This is a genomic window from Marivivens donghaensis (assembly GCF_011806565.1).
GTDB lineage: Bacteria > Pseudomonadota > Alphaproteobacteria > Rhodobacterales > Rhodobacteraceae > Marivivens > Marivivens donghaensis_A.
This window is the reverse complement of sequence record NZ_JAATOP010000014.1, coordinates 43249-64574: the sequence shown is the minus strand read 5'-3', so window position 1 is coordinate 64574 and position 21326 is coordinate 43249. Positions and strand designations below refer to the sequence as shown.

At 60.1% G+C, this 21326-nt stretch carries 16 protein-coding genes; 8 read left to right on the top strand and 8 right to left on the bottom strand.

Translation table 11 applies throughout. The features are described 5' to 3' along the window. Nucleotides 1-144 precede the first annotated feature (144 nt). The 3 genes from HCZ30_RS15560 to HCZ30_RS15550 form a co-directional block, all read right to left on the bottom strand. Nucleotides 145-1917 carry a glycosyltransferase family 2 protein gene (locus HCZ30_RS15560; RefSeq protein WP_167639231.1) on the bottom strand — a complete coding sequence of 591 codons (1773 nt, stop codon included), beginning with the start codon at nt 1915-1917 and terminating at the stop codon, nt 145-147. 26 nt (nt 1918-1943) lie between these two features. Further along, entirely contained in the window at nt 1944-3041 is a 1098-nt protein-coding gene (locus tag HCZ30_RS15555; RefSeq protein WP_167639230.1) for a hypothetical protein, read from the bottom strand. Nucleotides 3042-3103: 62 nt separating this feature from the next. Beyond that, nucleotides 3104-4225 (bottom strand): hypothetical protein, encoded by a 1122-nt coding sequence (locus HCZ30_RS15550; protein WP_167639229.1) that lies wholly within the window; start codon nt 4223-4225, stop codon nt 3104-3106. A 137-nt stretch (nt 4226-4362) separates the two neighbouring features. Here HCZ30_RS15550 and HCZ30_RS15545 point away from each other — a divergent pair, with 137 nt between their 5' ends. Then, complete coding sequence (locus tag HCZ30_RS15545) at nt 4363-5442, top strand: hypothetical protein (RefSeq protein ID WP_167639228.1); 1080 nt, start codon at nt 4363-4365, stop codon at nt 5440-5442. A gap of 369 nt (nt 5443-5811) precedes the next feature. Continuing rightward, nucleotides 5812-6513, top strand: coding sequence for a hypothetical protein (locus tag HCZ30_RS15540; protein ID WP_167639227.1), 702 nt, complete (start codon nt 5812-5814; stop codon nt 6511-6513). A 29-nt stretch (nt 6514-6542) separates the two neighbouring features. Here the strand turns inward: HCZ30_RS15540 and HCZ30_RS15535 are convergent, their stop codons facing one another. From HCZ30_RS15535 to HCZ30_RS15525, 3 genes are read right to left on the bottom strand one after another with little or no spacing between them, the layout of a single operon-like run. Continuing rightward, nucleotides 6543-7817 (bottom strand): hypothetical protein, encoded by a 1275-nt coding sequence (locus tag HCZ30_RS15535; protein ID WP_167639226.1) that lies wholly within the window; start codon nt 7815-7817, stop codon nt 6543-6545. Between the two features lie 15 nt (nt 7818-7832). Further along, complete coding sequence (locus HCZ30_RS15530; RefSeq protein WP_167639225.1) at nt 7833-9641, bottom strand: hypothetical protein; 1809 nt, start codon at nt 9639-9641, stop codon at nt 7833-7835. Nucleotide 9642: 1 nt separating this feature from the next. Continuing rightward, complete coding sequence (locus HCZ30_RS15525; RefSeq protein ID WP_167639224.1) at nt 9643-11049, bottom strand: hypothetical protein; 1407 nt, start codon at nt 11047-11049, stop codon at nt 9643-9645. A 201-nt stretch (nt 11050-11250) separates the two neighbouring features. On the opposite strand from HCZ30_RS15525, the gene HCZ30_RS15520 reads away from it, so the two are divergent. The 3 genes from HCZ30_RS15520 (at nt 11251) to HCZ30_RS15510 (ending at nt 14074) form a co-directional block, all read left to right on the top strand. Then, nucleotides 11251-12033, top strand: coding sequence for an ABC transporter permease (locus tag HCZ30_RS15520; RefSeq protein ID WP_167639223.1), 783 nt, complete (start codon nt 11251-11253; stop codon nt 12031-12033). Nucleotides 12034-12129: 96 nt separating this feature from the next. After that, nucleotides 12130-13401 carry a sugar transporter gene (locus HCZ30_RS15515; RefSeq protein ID WP_228069550.1) on the top strand — a complete coding sequence of 424 codons (1272 nt, stop codon included), beginning with the start codon at nt 12130-12132 and terminating at the stop codon, nt 13399-13401. 1 nt (nt 13402) lies between these two features. Beyond that, nucleotides 13403-14074 (top strand): ABC transporter ATP-binding protein, encoded by a 672-nt coding sequence (locus tag HCZ30_RS15510; protein ID WP_167639222.1) that lies wholly within the window; start codon nt 13403-13405, stop codon nt 14072-14074. On the opposite strand, the gene htpX is transcribed toward HCZ30_RS15510, so the two are convergent. Then, a complete protein-coding gene (gene htpX, locus HCZ30_RS15505; protein WP_167639221.1) occupies nt 14071-14994 on the bottom strand; it encodes a zinc metalloprotease HtpX in 924 nt (307 codons plus the stop codon). The genes HCZ30_RS15510 and htpX overlap by 4 nt on opposite strands. A gap of 128 nt (nt 14995-15122) precedes the next feature. Between htpX and HCZ30_RS15500 the strand changes: the two genes are divergently transcribed. After that, nucleotides 15123-16232, top strand: a complete 1110-nt coding sequence (locus HCZ30_RS15500; RefSeq protein ID WP_175581063.1) for an alkene reductase — start codon at nt 15123-15125, stop codon at nt 16230-16232. 36 nt (nt 16233-16268) lie between these two features. Here the strand turns inward: HCZ30_RS15500 and HCZ30_RS15495 are convergent, their stop codons facing one another. Beyond that, nucleotides 16269-17186, bottom strand: a complete 918-nt coding sequence (locus HCZ30_RS15495) for a LysR substrate-binding domain-containing protein (RefSeq protein ID WP_167639220.1) — start codon at nt 17184-17186, stop codon at nt 16269-16271. 257 nt (nt 17187-17443) lie between these two features. Between HCZ30_RS15495 and HCZ30_RS15490 the strand changes: the two genes are divergently transcribed. Beyond that, nucleotides 17444-19108, top strand: coding sequence for a BCCT family transporter (locus tag HCZ30_RS15490; protein ID WP_167639219.1), 1665 nt, complete (start codon nt 17444-17446; stop codon nt 19106-19108). A gap of 303 nt (nt 19109-19411) precedes the next feature. Further along, nucleotides 19412-21307, top strand: coding sequence for an HWE histidine kinase domain-containing protein (locus tag HCZ30_RS15485; RefSeq protein ID WP_167639218.1), 1896 nt, complete (start codon nt 19412-19414; stop codon nt 21305-21307). Nucleotides 21308-21326: the final 19 nt, after the last annotated feature.

The following is a 21326-nucleotide window of genomic DNA, read 5'->3' as shown; positions in this document are numbered from 1 at the left end:
CTGATGGACGTCAGCCGCCTCGCCGATATGGGCTGGCGCGCCAGCGTCGATCTGCGCAACGGGCTGGAAGAGACCTACCAATGGTATCTCAAAACCGGCGATACCGCGCGGCATTAGCGAAAGGGCGCCCCGAGGCGCCCTTTTTCATTTCTGCTTTTCCCAGAACTCGCGACTGGCGAGGCTGTCGTAGCGGTCGCGATATCGGGCCTGAAGCGCCTTGTGGCCACGGACGAACTTGGCAAGCGTGACCGCCATTTTCCAACCAATCTTGTAGAACCGCGCCTTCGAATGACGGACGGTGTAGGCCTTGTCGCGCTTGGTGTTGAAGTAGGTGATTTCCTTGGCGCAGAACGCTTCGAACACGTTGGCGCGGGCCCTGATGCGCAGGACCAGCTTACTGCCGAGCGCATTCCAGAACGGCATCAGGTGACCGTTCAGGGTCAGCACGCCGATGTAGTGACGCTTGAACCGCGACGTGCGGTAGAGCCGTTTGTGCTGCTCGCTCAGATCAACCTCGGCCACGGGCTTCCATGCTTCATCAGCGGACAGCACTTTGATATCGGCGCGGCGCTGGGACATATCCACGTTTTCGGCATAGAAATCAGGGCCTTGCATGACGTCATGCCACGCAAGCAATTGCGCCTCTGCCGTGCTGTAGTGGAACCGCAGGAGCGAGCGCATCATGAAACGCACCGCGATCCAGCCGGTTTTGAAGCCCGAGCGCGGGATCATCTCATCGAATACCAGGTGGTGCGTCAGGTGGTTGCGCAGGTCGAGGTAGAGCGTTTGCGCGCTTTCTTTCTCGGTGAAGTCTTCTTGGAACGAGACCACGCCACTTAGCGTGGTGATGTTGAAATCGTTGGCGAGCGAGAAGCTGATGTCGTCGCCGCGCACGAAGAACGGGAACGGGTAGTGCTTTGCCTGCGCGATCGGGAAGGCAAAGAACCACCAGCCGCCATAGCGATTGGCGGCGTTGTCGTGGAGCGAGTTGAACTCCATCTGCATCAGATCATGAGGGTTGCGCAGATCGGTGCCCATGTGCAGCGGCCAGCATTTTCCTTCGAAAACAGCGCCGTATTCCCACATCGCCCATTGCACGGTGGTGTTGATCATCGCGCCGGAAATTGCGGTCTTGGGGTCGCGCGCATAGGCAAGCGCCGCAAAGGTGCGGGTGATGTTTTCCATGTAGAACGACGCGTCGTCGTCCATGAACAGGCAGTGCGTTGCGCCCGCGTCGGTGGCCTCGGCCAAGCCGCGCGCAAAACCGCCAGCGCCGCCGAGGTTCGGGTTTTCGAACGCTGTGGTGACGTCCGAGTTCGCGATTTCCGCCGATTTGCCGTTGTCGACAACCTGAACGCGGATGTCGTCCTTGTGGTCGTGAGCGCGGATGTAGTCTTCGAGGCGGGCGACGGTTTCGCGCACCTCCGCCTCGCGTTTGAAGGTCGTGATGCTGATCGCCAGCTTCGGCGTGCGCTGCGGTTCGGACGTGGTGGAGAAGCTACCACCGCGGAAGACAACGCCGTCCTCCATCGCGCGGATCTGGAAAAAGATCACGCCCTCGCCGTGTTCCTTGAGGATCGGCGTCAGGTCGAAATTGCGGGCGATATCATCGTCCAGCGAAACGACATCGCAGTAGATATTCTCGGCACCGAGGCCCACACGGTTAAGCATAACGCGCAATTCGACACGGCCTTTGCCGTCCAGATGCAGTGCCAGATCGTTGAAATCGCAGATCTTCAGCCACTTCCCGAGGTGGAAGTAGTTAAAGAACGTGTTGAACGACAAATGGCCGCCCGCGCTCAGTTCGAACTCGCCCTTCTTCTGCTTGAGGCCCACAGGCCCGTGCGGGCGGTAGAAAAGGTTGTGATCCTCACCGATACCCGCTTCGGGCAGCACGATGGTCTGAAGGGTCGTCATAGGCGGTCGCTCTTTCTTGGCGGGCTTCAACGACCGGCGAGGTCGCGCACGAAGTCCGCTGCTTGTTCGTTCTGAAGCTTCGACACGTCGATCGCTTTGACCAGCGCGGCGGCAGCTTCGTCGGCAGGCACGGGGCGCGCCTCTTTGACTTTATCGATGTCGGGGAAGAATTCCGTCCCCGTCGCGGCGTATTTCCGCAGGTAATCGGACACAGGGACAAATTCGTCCCACAGTTTCTGGCGTTGCGCCGTGCCGAGTACCTCGACGTCGCGATTGTTGACGTCTGTCAACTTCGCGCCGTGGTTTTGCAGATAGCGCGAGAGCTTGAAAATCGCGGGCTGTTCGAGCTTGTGCACGGCCTTTTCCATGATCGGATAGGCGGCGAGCGGCAGGCTTTCGTTGGCGCGTCGCGCAGGGATCATCGGGTCGGGCATCGCGAGGCTCGTCTGGCCCATGAAGTCCTCCGCCGAGCCGCCAGCGCCCAGCACATCGGCGTAGTTACGGATGGAGATTTTGGCATTCGGCACGCGGTCGATCCACGCCTCCACCACCTGACGGTAGTCAAAATGGATGCCGCCGAAGTAGTCCTTAAGCCCACCCGCCGAAAGCGGCGTGGCCTTTTCGCCGACCTTCAGGCGCTGACCGTGCCACGAGGTGACATACTCGTCGGGGCGGCGCAGCGCGCAGTAGATCTGGAACTCGGCGCCCTCGAACGGTTGGACGAGCCGGTCGACCAGTTCGGGGTTCACCTGTCCGAAATTCGCGAAGGCTTCGGAGCAGAGGATCACGGTGTTCGGCTCCAGCAGATCGACCTGCGTGCGGATTGCGCGGAGCATCTGGCGCGTGGCGGGAAGTCCTTGGAATTGCTTGGGGATCGGGCGCTGCGATACGTCCGCGATCATCCGGTAGGCCAGCGCGCTGTGCGGCTCGCGGATGTGGACAGGAAGCGCGGCGTCAGGCAGATCGCCTTTGAGCAGCTGGAACATATTGCCAGCAGCGCCGTGCGCCTCAACGTTGGGATAAAGGACGCCGGCCTGCGCCAGCCCCTTCCAGTTGCGCGCAAGAAAGTCCTGTAGAGCGGTCGAACCGGCTTTGTGGTGGCCGATGTACAGAACGACTTTCATGGACAAAACTTCCGGTTCAAATTCAGTTAATACTTAACGCATCGCGCCAGAGAGGCAGAGCATTAATTGCGGCCAAACCACTGTCGATACGTACACTTCCACAAATATGACCTGACCGAACGAGGTAGCAGCGACCGCTCCCAGGTCAAATTTACCTTGTTAAGCGCCTCGCCTACAACGTCCGCCTCGGCGACGGGGTTGGTTTGCAGCATCGATTCAAGGCCCGGGAAGAATTCATCTACCCCTGCGATGTCAGAGATTTCCTGATGGATCGGCGCGAAGGATTTATAGAGCTTGCGCCGCACATCCTCACCGAACAGCTCGATATCCTTGTTCGGCGGCAGGCGCTTGCGCATCCGCTCGCGCGTCATGTGGTTTCGCAGTTTCTGCTGGTCGTCACGGCTCAGCGCATAGTTCGCGCGGCGCATGATTTCGTAAGTGGCATAGGGCAGGCTGGGGTTGGCAGCGCCCTTGATCGGTGACGGATCAGGGCATTCGAGGCCGGTCTGTGCGAGGAAATCCTCCACCGCGCCGCCGGTTTCCAAAATGTCGGCGTAGTTGCGGATGTGGAACGTCGCCTTCGGGAACGCAGCCAGCCACGGGCGCAGCATCCCCGCGTAGTCGAAATGGACGCCCTTGCGGTATTGCAGCGCCGCCTTCCCGCTCAGCGGTTCGACCTGATGGCCTAGCTTCAACCGCTGCCCGTGCCACGATGCGAGGTACTGGTCGGGCGCGCGAAGGGCGCAATAAATCTCGATCTCCGCACCTTTGAAATTGGTCTTTAGAACGTCGATCAGGTCCGGCGCGGCCTTACCGAAATTCGACATGACCTCGGAACACAGCACCAGCGTTTCGGGCTTCAGCATGGTGATCTGCTGGTCGACGTAGCGCCACATCTCGGTCACGTGGGGCAGGCCCTGCTGGTAGGGAGGCATCTGGCCGCCCTTCGCATCGCTCAGCATCGCGAAGGCCAGCGCGTTGTGCGGCTCGCGGACGACTGTCGATTGTACGAGCGGCGGATTGGCCCCGTCGATCAGGGATTTGATGTTCCGCGCGGTGCCCAATGCCTCAACGCTCGGATACAGAATCCCGCGGGTCGCAAAAGAGTGCCAATTCTGCGCGAAAAAGCTCTGGAGAGCAGTCGATCCAACCTTATGATGGCCGATATACAGAACGACTTTCATCTTTGAAAAATGTACTCTCTTGATAAGCCCAACCTTCATAGACAAGATCGCGTCGCGGGGGAAGATAGTTGTCTTTCAATAGCGTAGCCGCTTTAAGAAAAATTGCCGCATGGTCGTGGCGTAAAGGGTAGACTGCGATGGTCGAAGAGCTTGTATTCCATTTGGGCGATTGCAAAACGGGCACGACCTCGGTGCAGTCGATCCTCGCCGCAGAGGCATGGGAAGCCCCCGGTAAATCAATCTGCTACACGGCGCGCTTCAACCATATCCCGCTCGCGAAAACGCTGACGCAGGACACAGACAACCAGAAGCAGCGCTTCGTCAAAACCCGCCAGCAGCTTGCCAAGAGCGATGCGAAAATCGGCGTGATCTCTGCCGAACATTTCGAGTTCGTCGACCCCGAAGTGCTGCATGACGCGCTGAAGAAATACATGCCCAAGATGCTGGAGAAGATGCGTCTTGTGGCCTACGTCCGCCCCCACGCCGACCGCCTTGTGTCCAGCTTTGCCGAGCGGAGCAAGAAGGGCCTGTTCATGCGCTCGCTCGAAGCGATGCACGACAAGGCCGACGATGGCGGTCTGCTGCACTACGCCCCCCGCCTGCGCAAATGGCGCGAGGTGTTTGGCGACCGTTATGAGGTGCGCCCCTTCGTGCGCTCAGAACTGCTGAACGGCGACGTGGTGCAGGATTTCTTCAGCTTTGCGCTTCGCACCACCGATTTCAAAATTACTCAGGAAACGCAGGCCAACGAGTCCCTGTCGGTCGAAGACATCTCCATGATGCGCCTGCTGCACCAGACCTTCCGCGACGATGAAACCGAGTCGCTCGTCGAGCAGCGCAAGGCGTTCGGCTGGTTCATGAGCGAACACCTCGGCAATATCCCGAGCGCGGGCGGCACCAAATTGCGGATGCACAAGGCACTGGCAGAGAAGGTGGCGGAAACCTACCGCGAGGACGCGGAAATTGTTGATCGCGAATTCTTTGGCCGACCGATTTTCGTCCCCGCCCTCGAAGCCGCGCCAGGCAAAGCGATCGACGAGCCGCAATCGCTTAATCCGAAAGACAATTTCTCGCCCGAGGAAATCCGCCGCTACGAGGCGTTCGCGAGCATCCTCCAGCACCTGATGGCGTCGGACCCGAAGCACTTCAACTGGGCGCTCCGCCCCGAGGAACAGCGCCGCCCGCTCGACGTTTTCCTCAAAAACCGTAAAGACTGAGTAAGATAGTTAAAGAACTCGTTATCCACCTCGGCGACTGCAAAACCGGAACGACCTCGATCCAGCATCTTCTGTCGTCGGGCGGCTATACGTCGGGCTCCAAAACCGTCTGCTATCCCGCGCGGTTCAGCCATAACCCGCTCGCCAAGTCGCTGAAGGCGAACAATACCGGCAAGAAAACCAGCCGGACTTTGGCGCCCGCGGCAGAGGCTCTGTTGGCATCGGACGCGGACGTTGGCGTGATCTCTGCCAGAGCATCTGGAATACATTGAGCCCGAGGCGCTCAAAGCCGCGCTCGAAGAATACATGCCCGAACTGATGGGCAACATGCGCCTCATCGCCTAAATCCGCCCCCACGCCGAGCGGCTGATGTCGATCTTTGCCGAGCGAAGCAAGAACGGCATGTATATGTCCGACCTCGCGACCATGTTCCAGCGAACCGAGCGCAACGGCCTTCTGTACTACGCCAAGCGCCTCGCCAAATGGCGCGCGGTGTTCGGCGATCAGATGCATGTGCGCCCGTTCGTGCGGTCGGAACTGAAAGACGGCGATGTCGTTGCCGATTTTCTGGATTTCATGCTGAGCGGAGGCGATTTCACGATCACGCAGAAAACGAAGGCAAATGCGGCGATGACCGTCGAAGACCTTGCCATGTTCCGCCATCTGCACCACACCTTCCGCGAAGAAGACACCAACGCGCTTGAAGATCAGCGCAAGGCGTTTGGGCGGTTTCTGAGCGACCACCTCGCCGGAATTCCCGCGCGAAGCGGCACGAAACTGCAACTGCACAAGGGTCTGGCGAAGAAGATGCTCAAGACCTACGGCGACGATGCGCGGCAGTTGGACTCCGAGTATTTCGGCAAACCGCTGTTCGTTCCTGCCCTCGAGGCCGCGCAGGACAAGGCCGTCGAGAAGCCGCAATCGCTCGACGCGAAGGACCATTTCTCGGACGGCGAAATGCGCCGCTACGAAGGTTTCGCGCAAATGGTCAAACACATGATGACCTCCGACCCGCGCCACTTCAGCTGGGTCGTCCGCCCCGACAACAAACGCAACTCGCTGGAGTCGTAACGCAGCAACAACGGCTACGTAGACGTCGATTAAGGCGCGAAAGTGAAAGCTTCGATCAGATGGGTCGAGGCTGCTTTGCGAGCCGGCATCTGTTCGATCTGTGCATAGAGCCTCGCGCCAGTGGTGCGGTAGGTTTCGAGCGTCTTCCGCAGGGTGCTGACGTCCGCGAAATAGAGGTGGTTGAGCGGCTGGTGCTGCAAAAGATCGGTCAACTCCGCATCGCTGCCGGCATGTTCGACGACATCCGGCAGGATGGTTAACGGACAGGCGTCGGCGCAGACCGGAATGATGGCCACGTCGCTGACGCGCCATTGGTCAAGCTTGGTCCAGATATCCTCCAGCTCCTCCAGTTCGGACGCATCGAACCGCACCACAATGGCGGTCCGCTCCTTGGTCCGCAAACGCTCCGGCTTTGGCAACGGCACAGCCGGAGAAAGCTCCTCCGCCAGATCGCCACGGCGAAAGACCTCGAGCGCGCCGCCGACTGTGCAATTGACGATCTCGCGGCCGTCGGCCTCGTAGATTTTGCGTGAAATGTCATAAGTTTCGGCCATTTTCCCCGTGTCCGCCGCCTGCCATTTCTTCCCCTTGAAATAGCTGGCGTCGAAGTGGTTGGCGTCGTCGGCCGTCTGCTCGACAATGTCCCCTTCGCGCAGGTCCTTCGGCTGCTGGTAGGTGTTGTCGAACCCGATCATGCAGACCTTCCGGTAGCCCGCCGAATACAGGATTTGCAGCCAGAAAAAGCTCACCGTGGAGTGCCAGAACACATGGCTGGTCACGTCGGTCGAAAACCTTAATTCGCCGCCTTGGGCGTTAAGGTAAATCGTCTTCGGGTCGGGCGGCAGGATGTGAGACAGCCAGACGGGGAAGACCTTCCAGACGTTCAGATCGCGAAACGCGGCTGGGTCCTGCTCGGCGACGAGGTAATTGGACACTGCGACAGCCTTGGCGTGTGTCGCGAGGTCCGCGTTCTTCACCGCATAGTTGGTGATGTAGACGTCCTGCCCTTCGAGCGCGGACAGGTCGGTTTTCAGAAGCGACGGTCCATTGCCCACGAGGACCGCCGTGTCCAACGTGCGTTCGGACACGAACTGACGGAATAGCGGCAGCGACCGGTCAAGCGCCGCTTTGATGTGCGCCGGATGGTGCGCCAACGGCTCTCCGCCCATCAGGAACGGATAAGGGTCGAGCATATCGAGCTCGGTCGAGCCTTTCTCGGGCCGCTCCCAAAGCGCCCGTTCCAGCTCTGTGGCGAGCTCCCAATCGACCGTCAGAAGGCCGCCAGAACTATCGTTATCATTCATCGCCGCGCAGCCCGCTTAAACGCGCTTGAGCAGCGCCGCTTTGTTTTCCTTGCGGATCACCTCGAAGCCATTGGCGAGCAGGAACGGCATCGCCGTGGTGCCCTTGGCCGTCCAGTTTCCATTCTCGTCCTGCCATGTATCGTCAAAGCAGATCAACCCGTCGGGCGCGAGCTTGGTGATCAGCGACTCCGCGCAATCGAGGTGCATCTTGTGGCAGGCCTCTTCGTCGATGCGCGCGCCGAGGAACTTCTCGTAGCGGCTCTGGCGGATCTCGCTGTGCATCCCGTGGTCGAAATCGTAAGCGTCTAGAAACACGAAATCGATCTCGCCGTCATAAGCGGCAAGGAAATCCTCGCCCTTGCTGGTGACCGCTTTGAAATCATAGCCCATGCGATCGAACATCTGCTGCGCCTCACGGCCATTGCGCGGGTCCATGTCGACGGTGACAAAGTCCAGCCCGAGGTTCTTGCAGACCTCCGCCAGCTTGCGGGTCGACCCCTGCCCCGGCACTTCCTCGCGCGTGGTGCCGATTTCGATCAGCTTGCGCTTTCGCCCGATGTCAGCGGGCGGGTTGGTTTGCCAGTGGGTCATGAGCAGCGCGTGGCCGTGTTCGGCAGCGGCAGGCTTCGGCGCGATGGTGGTGAGGACGGTATCGAGTGTCTTGCGGAGGTTCCCTTGCACCGCCTCGACCGCATCACTGGCGAGGTACCACACCGCGTCATTTTGGGCGTTCAGGTCGACCTTCAGCGTCGCGACAAGGACCCGCAGCCAGCGGTCACTCGGCTGGATCAGCTGCTCGGCGCGGCCAGCAAAATCGAGCGCATGGAGCCGCAGACCTGCCTGATGGAAATGCGCAGAAGCGGCGAGGTACATCATGATACGGTCAAAATCGCTACGGCCCGTTACGCCATTTTCGACCAGTTCGAAGAAGTCCGCGCCTTGGTTCGCCAGCGCGCCGTCGAGCGTTTTGTAGATGTGGGTCCAGTCGATGTCGGGCGCGATGTCGAAATAGTCCGCGATCTCGGTCACGCGGCGCATGAAGCCGGAGATCAGAGCAACGGTCTCCCCGACGTCAGACCTATGAACGGCGGGGGCGGCGGACGCTTTGATCGTGAGTTTGTCGAACTTGGCGGGACTATAACCGAGCTTGTTGCAGAGCTTCTCGAACGGCTTGCCTTCGGTGCTGACGGCGACCTCTTTGACCTGCACCTCGCCGTCCTGTGGCAGCACGAAATCGAACGCCCGCACCTGAAGCGCCCTGAACAAGGAGCGGTGATCGCCAAAGATACAGTCGGCGAAATCCTCGATCCGGTGAACTGCGGTCGGCTCGAACGGGCGGGTGTATTCGCCCAGTTTGGCAGTTGTCCAAAGCGTTGCGGGGTGCGCCACGATCACGTGGTTCTGGGCGCCTTCGATCAGCACTGGCGACTGCGCGAAACCGGTCGGGATCAGGACCAGCAAGTCCTTCCCTCGCGCTTGCAAAGCGGCACGAAGCCCGCCGATATGATCCGCGATCAGTTCGCTGATTTCGGTATCGCCGAGGCCAGTGCGGCGCAGCTCGGCCATCATGTCACCGACTGAAACGCATGACAGATTGACGGTGCGCTTTTCCCACCACTCCGGCTTTGCGAGCGGGAGACCCGCCAAGACATGGACCGCGTGCAGAACCGGTACGGCGTCCGAGAACAGCAGCTCGGTGCAGCGTTCCAGCAGGCTCGGCAGGGGCAGCGCGGGCAGAGTTGTCGCGGTTTCGCGCTGCATCTCCTCGATCATCGAGGAGGCTTGATCGAACAGGTCAGCGGCGCTGTCGGGTTTGTCGGTCACATCACACCTTCGTCTTTTTCGAAGGCTTCGCGCGCTTGGGCTTCGGCGCATCGAGGCGTTTGTCCGTGCTCCGAAGCTGCTGCGCCGCCTCCACCAGACGCGGCTGCAACTGGCCAAGCAATTCGGCAAACTTCCGATTGTCATCGGCCAATTTGTTATAGCGCTGCTGAAGGTCGGCGAAGTTCGCCTGCGTCATCGTCTGCTGCTGGAGGGCGGTCGATAGATCCTGCCGCGCGGCGCGGTAGTTCTGTTCAAGGCGCGCCGCCTTTTCATGCGCTTCGGCGACAGCCACGCGCTCGTTCTGGCGTGCGGTTTTCACCGCATTATGAGCCTTTTTCTCGGCGTCGAGTTGCTTGGTCAGTTCGGCGTTCTTGGCGACGAGGTCCTTGTAGTCATCGAGGGTGTTGGCCTTCTCGTAAACCTGCTTTTTCAGGTCCTCGATCTGACCGGCGGCCTCGTCCAGTTCCTTTGCCTTCGCCTCGGTCGCAGCGCGGGCGACGTTTACGGCGGAGTTCGCGCCATCGAGCTGACCTTGCAGCGCCTCGGCCTTCTGTTCGAGGTCGGCAGCGCGTTTTGCCTCGGCCCGCAGCTGTTCGATCTGCGCCCCAAGCTCAAGGTTGCGCGATTGCAGTTCTTCCTTCGCCGTCACCAATTGATCGACCAGAGAGGACTTTTTTTCTGCCTCTGACAGCCGCTTCTCGGTGGCTTCCAGCTTCTGCTTCAGTGCCTTTTCGGACTCCGTCAGCTCATTGATCCGGTAGGCCATCGTTTCGGCCTCGGCGAGCTGGGTGCGCAGCTCTTCGACCTCGCGGACGAGCGCGTCGGGCTCGACACTCAGATCGGGCCAGTCGGGGTCCGACAGACCAGTGGAGCCTACAGTGAAGTGGTGGCTCACCAACGTGTCCTGCACGGCCTGCTGCGGGGCGCTGCCCTCGAAATACTCTTCGATTTCAGTGCGGATTTTCAGTGACGCGATACGTTTGGAGGATGCATCGGCCAGCACGGCGGCCAGCACATCAGCTTCGTCCCCCGGCAAGTCAATCCAGAGGTCGAATTCCGCCTCACCCAGTTTGCCAAGCACAGTAGAGACCTGAATACTTTGCACTTCTGCTATTTTCGTGACGGTCAAACCTGGAAAGAGGCGCTTCAACGCGGGCGCAACATCGCGCGTACTGCGAAGGCCCGGCATGTTGAACCACTGCATCCGCTTGGGCCCATCGGCAGCCCCGGCAACCGCCTCGATACACTCCGCGCCAGCGAAGAAATGCGCGACGCTTTCGCACTCGGGATCGACGATCAGCGTGCGAGCATAGCTGCGCCCGTTCGCCTCCATTCTCCGTTTCAGAAGGTCTTTGTCGGCAACACCGAGAATGACCAGATTTTGCGGGTCGGACTGCGAAATGGACATGTGATAACGCTTGCTATTCAAATTTGGTGAACACATCAAAAGGTGCCTTGGCTCACAATAGGATCATAATTCTATTTGGAAATGATTAAATGGATATTAGGAGTTAGGCTGCACTGATAGCACCGCGCGCGAATTGTAATCGGATGGACGCGGGCGGAAGACAGGCATAAGAGTCTGAACGGAACGATCGAGACGGAACACATGGCTGCACTGCCTCTGCCCAGATTTATCACGGCGCGCGTCATCACCGCGCTGGTGATGCGCGAGATGGGATCGACCTACGGCAAATCGCCGGGTGGTTACGCTTGGGCCATTCTCGAGCCGGTCGCGGGCATTCTGTTTCTGTCCTTGGCCTTTTCGCTCGTTGTGCGTGCGCCGTCGCTGGGAACGAGCTTTATCCTGTTCTATGCAACGGGCGTTGTGCCGTTCCAGCTCTATCAGGATCTGACATCGAAACTCACGCAATCCATGCGCTATTCCAAATCGCTGCTCGCCTATCCGCGGGTGACGTGGATCGACGCGCTGGCCGCGCGGGGCGTGCTGTCGATCATCACCAGCATCACCGTGTTCTGCATTCTGATGACCTCGATCATCATGTTGATCGACGAAAGCGTGGAGCTGGACGTCGTGCACATCGTCGAAGGGCTGCTCGTGGCCATCATTTCGGGCCTCGCGATCGGAACGACGAACTGTTTGCTGAGCGGTCTCTATCCGCTCTGGCAGAACATCTGGTCGATCATCAACAGGCCGCTTTTCATCGCGTCGGGCGTGCTGTTCATCATGGACGACCTGCCACGGCTCGCGCAGCAGATCCTGTGGTGGAACCCGTTGATCCATGCCACGGGGCTGGTACGTAAGGGCTTCTATCCGATGTACGAAGCCAGCTACGTCTCGCTCGCCTATGCGCTGGCGGTGCCGCTGACGATCTTTGCGATCTCGCTGTTTTTCCTTGGCCGGTACTACACCGAAACCATGGAGAACTGAGCGATGACCCTTTAGAATTCCGGCTAGTCCCCGATTTGGATTTGGCGAAATGACCGGCAAGGCAGTACGCTACGGCCGAGCAGAACGGACACAAGAATGAACGACGAAACAAACGACCAGCAGTCCGAAGAGCCGCAGCAGAAGCGCGGCCTCCGCAATATGGGCGGAAAGAAGAACGGCGGCGGCGGTAATAACAAGGGCGGTAAAGGCGGCAAGCAATTGCCCCGCGTCACCGTTCGCCCGATGGCGACCCCTGCCCGTCCGCAAAAGCGTCACCGCGGTATTCTTCTCTGGTTCGTGATTATCGTTCTCGGGCCCGTCGCGGCAGCGGCATTCTATCTTTATACCATCGCGCAGGACCAATATGCGTCCACCGTGGGCTTCACCGTTCGCGCCGAAGAAACCGCGTCGGCCACCGATCTGTTGGGTGGCATCGGCTCGGTTCTGGGAGGCGGCGGTAGCAACGACGCCGAAATCCTCTATGAATACGTCCGCAGCCAGGAAATCGTGAAGCTGGTGGACGAAGCTGTGGACCTGCGGGCGAAGTGGAGCGTCGAGCACAGCTCCGACCCGCTGATGACCTTTGATCCCGACGGCACGATCGAAGACCTCACCGATTTCTGGGCACGGATGGTGCGCGTGCATTTCGATGCGGGCTCGGGCCTGATGCAGCTGCGGGTGAAAGCGTTCAACGCAGACGACGCGAAGGTCATCGCCGAAGAGGTTTTCGCACAAAGCTCGGCCATGATTAACGAGCTGTCGCAGCAGGCGCGCGAGGACGCCACATCGTATGCCCGCGAGGATCTGACCCGCGCCGAGGATGCAGTGCGCAACGCGCGCGAGAACCTGACCACGTTCCGTCTGTCCAACCAGATCGTCGATCCGTCCGCCGACATCCAGTCGCAGATGGGCCTTCTGACGAACCTGCAAAACCAGCTGGCCGAGGCGCTGATCGAATTTGACCTCGTATCGCTGAACACGCAGACCAACGACCCGCGTCTGACCCAAGCGCAGCGCCGTATCGACGTCATTCAGGAACGCATCGATGCGGAGCGCGAGAAGTTCGGTGCGCAGGGTCAGGGTCCGGGCGGAAGCAGCTATGCGGACACGATTGCCGACTTCGAACGTCTGACAGCCGACCGCGAATTTGCGGAACGGACCTACGTTGCCGCGCGCACCGCTTATGACGCCGCACTGGCCGAAGCGCAGCGGCAAAGCCGTTACCTCGCCGCCTATGTGCGCCCGACGCTGGCCGAAAAGGCCGAGTATCCGCAGCGCGAGCTGATCGTCGGCATCGTGGCGCTGTTCGCTTTCCTGATCTGGGCGATTTCGAGCCTCGTGTTCTACGCCGTGAGAGACCGCCGCTGACATGATCCGGCTGGAGAATATCAGCAAAAGCTTCCGCACGCCGCGCGGCCGCAAATGGATCGCGCGGGACGTCAATGTGGAGTTCCCGACGGGCGTTTCGGTCGGCCTTTTGGGCCGTAACGGCGCGGGCAAATCGACGATGATGGACATGATCGGCGGACGCCTCATGCCGGACTCGGGCCGCATTGTGAAAACGGGCACCGTGTCATTCCCCGTCGGTTTTGCCGGCTCGTTCCAGAAAACGATGACGGGCGCGCAGAACACACGGTTCGTGGCGCGGATTTACGGCGTGGACACCGAAGAACTCATTGGTTTCGTGGAGGATTTCGCGGAGCTTGGCGACCAGTTCTACGCGCCGATCAACAAGTATTCTTCGGGCATGAAAAGCCGCCTCGCGTTCGGCGTGTCGATCGGCATTCCCTTCGACACCTATCTGGTGGACGAGGTGACATCGGTCGGTGACGCCAGCTTCAAGGCCAAGTCAGCCGCCGTTTTCCAGAAGCGGATGAAGAACGCGGGCGCAATTGTGGTCACCCACTCGATGAAGCAGATCCGGCAGCTTTGCACCGCCGGAGCCGTTCTGGAGCAAGGCACGCTCACCTATTACGACGACGTCGAAGAGGCGATTGCACACCACGAGCGCAACATGGGCACCGACGAGGACGAGGATTAAGTCCAAGGCCCTTTGCGCTGGTTGCGGCTGACCTTGGGGATACGCGACGAACGCATGGTCGGCGCACGCGGCGCGCTGATCTCGCCTACCATTTCGCGCAGCGCTGCGACGCGGTTCTCGGTCGCGGGGTGCGTGGCGAACAGGTTGTCACGCTTGTGGGCGTGCAGCGGGTTAATGATGAACATATGCGCGGAGGCAGGGTTCGCCTCGGCCCGATTGTTGTCGATCCGCGACGCGCCCTGCTGGATACGCTCCAGCGCGGAGGCGAGCCACATCGGGTTGCCGCAAATCTCTGCCCCCATGCGGTCGGCCTCGTATTCGCGGGTCCGGCTGATCGCCATCTGCACCAGCATCGCGGCCATAGGCGCAAGGAACATCATCGCCAGCGTCCCGATCAGGCCCATGCGGTTTTCGTCGCTGCGCCCCATGTTGAAGAACAGCGCAAAGTTCGCGAGCGTGGTGATCGCACCGGCAAAGGTCGCGGTGATCGTCATCGTCAGCGTGTCGCGGTTTTTAATGTGCGCGAGCTCGTGCGCGATGACGCCCGCCAGCTCTTCGCGGCTGAGCGATTGCAGCAGGCCCGCCGTCACCGCAACCGCAGCGTTTTCGGGGTTCCGTCCCGTGGCAAAGGCGTTCGGCTGCGCGGTCTCGATCAGATACACCGCAGGCATTGGCAGATCGGCGTTGCGCGAAAGCTCGGCCACCATGTCATGCAGGCCCATGCGGTCGTTCGGCGGGATCGGCTTTGCGTTGTGCATCCGCAGGACCATCTTGTCCGAATTCCACCACGACAGCACGTTCATCGCAGCCGCAATCACCAGCGCGATGACCATACCGCCTGTGCCGCCCAGCAGATAGCCGACACCCATGAACAAGGCCGTCATCGCGGCCATCAGCAATCCGGTTTTGAACAAGCCCATCGAGGTCTCCGTCAGTTCTTTCACCTCATATAGGCAGCTTGTGCGTCAATTCACGGGGCGCATCGAACACACACGCAACGCTTTCTCGTTTCGTGCGTTTACCAGCGAATTCAAATGGAGATATTCCCATGCGAGACGACACCAATGTGTCCGGCACGAAATACGCAAACCTCTTCGAGCCATTGAAAATCAACGAGATCGAGCTGCCTAACCGCGTGCTCATGGCTCCGCTGACCCGCAACCGTTCGCATTCGGACGGCACGCCCAAGGAATGGGCGCAGACCTACTATGGACAGCGTGCGAGCGCCGGTCTCATCATCACCGAGGCGACCCAGATTTCCGAAATGGGCAAGGGCTACCTCGACACGCCCGGTATCCACACCGAAAAGCACGCCGAGGAATGGGCCAAGATCGTGGATGCAGTCCACGCCAATGGCGGCCGTATTTTCCTCCAGCTTTGGCACGTGGGCCGCATCAGCCACACGTCGCTGCTGCCGAACGGCGCATCGCCGCACGCGCCCTCGGCGATCACCGCTGAATCGCAGACCTACACCGCGAACGGTTTCGAGCCGACCTCGCAGCCCGTCGCGATGACCAAGGACCAGATTGCGGAAACGGTCGAGGATTATGGCCGCGCGGCAGAGTTCGCCGTCAAAGCCGGTTTCGACGGTGTCGAGGTCCACGCGGCCAACGGCTATCTGCTCGACCAGTTCCTTCAGGACGGGTCGAACGAGCGCGCTGACGAATACGGCGGCAGCGTTGAGAACCGTATGCGTTTTCTGACCGAAGTTCTGGATCGCGTGACCGAGGTCATCCCTGCATCGCGCGTCGGCATCCGCCTTTCGCCGCTGGGTCAGGCCAACGACATCCACGACAGCGATCCGGAGAACATCTTTGGCGCGGTGATCGACATGCTGGACCCGCGCGGTCTGGCCTATCTGCACTTCGTCGAGGATTTCTCGGGCAAGGCCACCGACGAACAGCAGCAGATGCTGGAACGTCTTGCCTCGCGCTTCTCGGGCGCCTTCTTCGGGAACGGCGGATACGATGCCGCCAAGGCGTCGCAGCGGATCGCGGATGGCAAGGTCGATGCCGTGACCTTCGGCAAGAAGTTCATCGCCAACCCCGACCTGCCGGAACGTTTCCGCCTCGGTGCGGAGCTGAACGAGCCGGACCAGTCGACGTTCTACGGCGGCGACGAGCACGGCTACACCGACTATCCCGCACTTGACGACTAAGCGCACACGCCGCGGGCCTTCGGGTCCGCGGCTTTTTTATACCAGCGAGAATTTGTCCGTCAGCCAGTCATAGACAGCACGCACATCGGCGGGCGCGTTCGGGTTGACGACCTTGACATAGTAGCCCTGATGGCTCGACGCGCGGTGGGGCAAAGCCTCGACCAGCGTTCCGGTCTCCAGACGGTTATCCACCAGCCCCTTCCAGCCAAGCGCGATGCCGAGCCCCTGCTCCGCCGCTTGGATCACCAGATCGTAACTGTCGAACGCGAGGCGATCACCGCTCATCATCGGCGCGCCTTGCGCCGCAAGCCACGATTTCCACGAGAACCACGGCGCACCGATTCCGCTGGTCAGATCGATCAGGGGCAGGTTCGCGATGTCGTCAATCTCACCCATCGGCGAGTGGCGCTCTTTGAAAGCAGGGCTACAGACGGTGAATACCTCTTCGCCGAAAAGCAGCGTTTCGTTCGCGGACGTTTCGTGCTGCGCCTCCATCCGTACGAGGATATCGACCTCCGATCCGGGCGAGAGATCGGGCATCTGCGTGGTCATCAGGGAAATACCGACCGACGGGAACGCAGCGCAGAGCGAGGGGAACACCTGCAGCAGTCGGAAGCTGGCAAAGGCGAGGTCCGTCTGGATGACGATCGTGCGGCGTTTTCGCGCATTTTGGTAGCGGACAAAGGAACTTACGGTCTCATTGAGATGCGGCGCAATCGCGTCCCGCAGGTCCAACCCCGCTTGCGTCAGCACCACGCCGCGACGTTTGCGAAGCAGCAACTGGCGCCCGATACTGTCTTCGAGCGACTTCATCCGCTGGCTCAGACGCGGCTGCGACAGCCCCGCGAGTTCGGCCGCTTTGGAGAGCTGACCGCACTCCGCCACCATGACGAACAGGCACAAGTCGGCGCTGTATCGCGCAAAGGTGGCATAAGGATTGCCGATACCAGTCATTAGCAGGTTCCGCATTCATTCACGAAAAAGTCGTCTAGCTTCTGCCGGACTCTTATCCGCTCGGTTGAGCATACATCAGGACTTCTTGCTTAGCGGTCATTAGCGGCCGCGAGAACGGTCCGTGCATGCCCTCATCCGACATTTGATAGCGAAAAGGCGGCTTCAACAAGCCTTGCTAAAGATAAGAGCAACCCGCGTGTTCATGGGCACTGCTCGCGGGGTGACTTGCGCCCAGCGAACAGGGGACACTGTTTTTCATGTCAAAGATTGAACCTCCACTATCTGATCTGCCGATCAAAACTGCCGAAGGCGGTTTTTATCACGGCTTCAGCAAAGACGTCACCATCACCTCCAAACTCCTCGTCGGCCTTCTCATTCTCTGGGCCGTCGTGTTTCCCGAGCAAGCCGGCGGGATCCTCAGCGGCTTCAACTCGTTCATCCTGACCAACTTCGCGACGTGGTACGTCTGGGTCATGGCGCTCTTCGTGATCGTCTGCCTCGTCCTCGCGATCTGGCCTGCTGCTGGCCGTCTGCGTCTGGGTCACGACAACGAACGTCCGGAATTCTCGAACTTCTCGTGGTTCTCGATGATGTTCGGTGCCGGCATCGGTGTCGGTATGCTCACTTGGGCTGTTGCCGAGCCGCTCTACCACTTCAAGAACAACCCCGAAGTCATTCAGGGCCTCGCCAACGGCGAAAACATGGACAACTTCATCAATGCCTACAAATACTCCTACCTTCACTGGGGTTTCTCGGCGTGGTCGTCCTATGCTGTGACCGGCCTCGCGCTGGCGTTCTTCGCCTACCGCCGCGGCCTGCCGCTGACCATCCGTTCGTCGCTGACGCCGCTGTTCGGTAACGCGCTGTCGGGCTGGCTGGGCCACATCATCGACATCGTTGCGGTGATCGCGACCATCCTCGGCGTTGCGCAGACCCTTGGCTTTGGCGTGGAGCAGTTCATCGCAGGCATGAACCAGATCGGCCTCGGCTCGTGGATGCTCAATGGCGAAGGCGCGCCGTCCACCGCTGGCATCGTCGTCGCGCTGGTCATCATTATGGGCGCATCGACCATGTCGGCTCTTTCGGGCGTCGGCAAAGGCATCAAGTGGCTGTCGAACATCAACATGGGTCTCAGCATCTTCCTTTTGGCGTTCCTGATGATCTTCGGCTCGACATGGTTCGGCACCCAAGCGCTGTTCGTCGGCATGTGGGAATACATCATCGCGCTGCCGGGAATGCTATTCACCGTCTACCACGACAACGGCACCGAAACCTCGGCGGCTCTGGCGAGCTGGCAGGGTGGCTGGACCGTGTTCTACTGGGCATGGTGGGTCGCTTTCGCACCGTTCGTCGGTCTGTTCCTCGCCCGTATTTCGCGTGGTCGTACCATCCGTGAATTCGTGCTGGGCGCGATGATCGTTCCGTCGATCATGTGCTTCGTCTGGTTCTCCTACGGTGGCGGCACCGCGATCGACATGGAGCTTTCGGGCGTTGCCGAAGGCGCGATCTATGCATCGAGCGACGGTGGCAAGATCTTCACCATGACCAACATCATCCTCGGCGACGTGCTGGGTTGGGGCATGGCTGTGATCATCGTCATCCTGCTCATGACCTACCTCGTGACCTCGGCTGACTCGGCTGTTCTGATCGTGAACACCATCAACGCCGCCGGTGACGAAGGTCCGAAGGCCCGTCCGCACATCATCTTCTGGGGTGTCATTCTCGCCGTCATCGTTGGCGCACTGCTCATCGTCGGTGGCCTGTCGGCGATCCAGACCGCGATGGTGATCGGTGCGCTGCCGTTCTCTGTCGTGATGATGCTGATGTGTATCGCGTTGTTCAAGGCGATCTACCGCGACGGCCTGCGCGCCCGCGCCGGTGTCGACACGATCACAATCCTTCCGCAAGAACCGGCTGAATAAGTACCTGCAGTATAAGAATACCTTGATGCCAAATAGACGGCCGGAGGACGAATCCTCCGGCCGTTTTTATGATCGAATCGCCATTTTACCGTTTAAGTAGAACGGTTTGACGCATTTCACTCAACCACGATGTCTCATTATGAAGATGACTTCTCACAAGGGGTGCAAAATGAGGCTTTGTGCGCAATTTCAGTACCTGTCGGTTTGCTTTTGCGAACGATACGAACGTATAATCTCCACTGCTATTGAATAACATTGCTCGTTCGTCCCTCTTTGGCGGCGCCCTTACGCAAGGACCCACCCATGCCCGACGTGAACCTCATCAAGTTCATCACAGAGCGCGAACTCGCGAACCGTATGCGTCTGTCGGACATGCGCGACGCAGGTATGTTGTCGCGTATCGACGAGACCGTATTTGACGATGCTGTAAAGCTGTGCGCGCGCCTTCTGGGCGTGCCGGTCAGCCTCGTGTCGATGGTCGACGCCGACCGTCAGTTTTTCAAAGCGCAGACCGGCCTTGCTGCGCCCTACCATGAAACCCGCGAAACCCCGCTGAGTCATTCGTTCTGCAAGCACGTCGTGGACATGAACGCGCCGCTGATCGTCAACGACGCGCGCGAACATGAACTGGTCAAGAACAACGGCGCTATCGTCGATCTGAACGTAATCTCCTACCTCGGCTATCCGATCCGCAACGAAGGCGGCGCGGTGCTGGGCAGCTTCTGCGTGATCGACAGCCAGCCGCGCAATTGGACCGACGACGATCTGGAAACCGTTGCGCTCGTTGCGCGCGGGGTCGAGGCCGAGGTGCGCCGCCGTCTGGAGCGGTCACGCGCCGACGCTGTTGAAAAGTCGCTGCGCGAGATCATCCGCACCGTTCCCGTCGGCATCCTGATTGCCGAGAACGAAACCGGCCGCATCCTCTATTCGAACGACGCAATCGACAAGCTGGTCAACGCCCAGACCACCAAGCTGGGCACGGTCAACAGCCTCGAGCAGCTCAAGGCCCTGCACATGGACGGCACCCCTGCCAAGTCCGAGGATTACCCGCTCTACAAAGCGGCGCTGCTGAAACAGCCGGTGGACTCGATGATGTTCAAGCTCGTCGATGCCGAAGGCGAAGAGCGGGTGATCGACACATGGTCGCGCCGCATCTGTTCGGACACGCTGGCGATTGCCGCCGGTGTCGACGTGACCGACGCGCTGCGCCAGAAGCAGACCATCAACTCGCTGGAGACGAAGCTCGAACGCATTCTGCACTCGGTATCGGACGCGATTGTCGAGCTGGATGAGAACGGCGACATCGTCTTCTTCAACTCCGCCTTCCAGAAAAGCGCGAAGCTGACCTGCGACATCGACGATGCGATCTCGTACTTCACGGGCAAGAACTTCGTCGACATGCTCGATTACTCGACCGAGGCGTTCCGCAACGACCTGCGCCAAGCCATCGCAGCGGCCCGCATAACCGGTGAGCCGTCCGTGCTCGTGTCGGAAACCAGCCAGAACAGTTTCTACGAAGTGCGCGTGTTCAAGAGCGGCGGCTCTGCGATCCTCGTGATGCGCGATGTCAGCGCCGAGCACATCAAGACGGAAACCCGCGAGGCGCTGCTCCACGAGCTGAACCACCGGATCAAGAACCTCTTTGCGCTGACCAGCGGCATGATCGCGATGACCTCCCGCGGGATCGACGACAAGGACGAGTTCGTCAAAGTGCTGCGCGGCCGGATCAATGCGCTCGCAGCAGCGCACGATATGGTCGACATCGGGATGCGCTCGAAAGAACTGCAAGCCACCTCGCACATGTCGATGCAGCTGCTGCTGGACGCGATGTGCAAGCCCTACCGCGATACCGCCGATTTCGAGATCACATTCACCGTGGACGAAATCCCGCTATCGCCGGGTTCGCTGACCTCGCTGCCGCTGATCTTCCACGAGCTCTGCACTAACGCGATGAAGTACGGTGCCTTCAGCTCGCCGGGCGGCAAGCTGCATGTCAGCGCCCGCATGTCCGACGACGACAAGGCGATCATTGAATGGCACGAGACGTGTGCCGAGCCTGTCGATCCGCGCGGGCAGGACGGCTTCGGCTCGCAGTTCCTCGACCTGATGATCGCGCGCCAGCTTGGCGGCAGTTACGAAAGCGATCTGCAAGGCAACGGGATGCTTTTCCGCATGACGCTTCCAAAGTCGGCTCTCTGAACATCCGCATTCGGCCCTG

Excerpts from the sequence above, each read along its gene's own strand:
- HCZ30_RS15520 (WP_167639223.1), top strand. The coding sequence starts at position 11,251 with ATGGCTGCACTGCCTCTGCCCAGATTTATCACGGCGCGCGTCATCACC.
- HCZ30_RS15560 (WP_167639231.1), bottom strand. The coding sequence starts at position 1,917 with ATGACGACCCTTCAGACCATCGTGCTGCCCGAAGCGGGTATCGGTGAG.
- HCZ30_RS15550 (WP_167639229.1), bottom strand. The coding sequence starts at position 4,225 with ATGAAAGTCGTTCTGTATATCGGCCATCATAAGGTTGGATCGACTGCT.
- HCZ30_RS15485 (WP_167639218.1), top strand. The coding sequence starts at position 19,412 with ATGCCCGACGTGAACCTCATCAAGTTCATCACAGAGCGCGAACTCGCG.
- HCZ30_RS15515 (WP_228069550.1), top strand. The coding sequence starts at position 12,130 with ATGAACGACGAAACAAACGACCAGCAGTCCGAAGAGCCGCAGCAGAAG.
- HCZ30_RS15540 (WP_167639227.1), top strand. The coding sequence starts at position 5,812 with ATGTCGATCTTTGCCGAGCGAAGCAAGAACGGCATGTATATGTCCGAC.
- HCZ30_RS15545 (WP_167639228.1), top strand. The coding sequence starts at position 4,363 with ATGGTCGAAGAGCTTGTATTCCATTTGGGCGATTGCAAAACGGGCACG.
- HCZ30_RS15495 (WP_167639220.1), bottom strand. The coding sequence starts at position 17,186 with ATGACTGGTATCGGCAATCCTTATGCCACCTTTGCGCGATACAGCGCC.
- HCZ30_RS15535 (WP_167639226.1), bottom strand. The coding sequence starts at position 7,817 with ATGAATGATAACGATAGTTCTGGCGGCCTTCTGACGGTCGATTGGGAG.
- HCZ30_RS15490 (WP_167639219.1), top strand. The coding sequence starts at position 17,444 with ATGTCAAAGATTGAACCTCCACTATCTGATCTGCCGATCAAAACTGCC.
- HCZ30_RS15525 (WP_167639224.1), bottom strand. The coding sequence starts at position 11,049 with ATGTCCATTTCGCAGTCCGACCCGCAAAATCTGGTCATTCTCGGTGTT.
- HCZ30_RS15510 (WP_167639222.1), top strand. The coding sequence starts at position 13,403 with ATGATCCGGCTGGAGAATATCAGCAAAAGCTTCCGCACGCCGCGCGGC.
- HCZ30_RS15500 (WP_175581063.1), top strand. The coding sequence starts at position 15,123 with ATGCGAGACGACACCAATGTGTCCGGCACGAAATACGCAAACCTCTTC.
- HCZ30_RS15555 (WP_167639230.1), bottom strand. The coding sequence starts at position 3,041 with ATGAAAGTCGTTCTGTACATCGGCCACCACAAAGCCGGTTCGACCGCT.
- htpX (WP_167639221.1), bottom strand. The coding sequence starts at position 14,994 with ATGGGCTTGTTCAAAACCGGATTGCTGATGGCCGCGATGACGGCCTTG.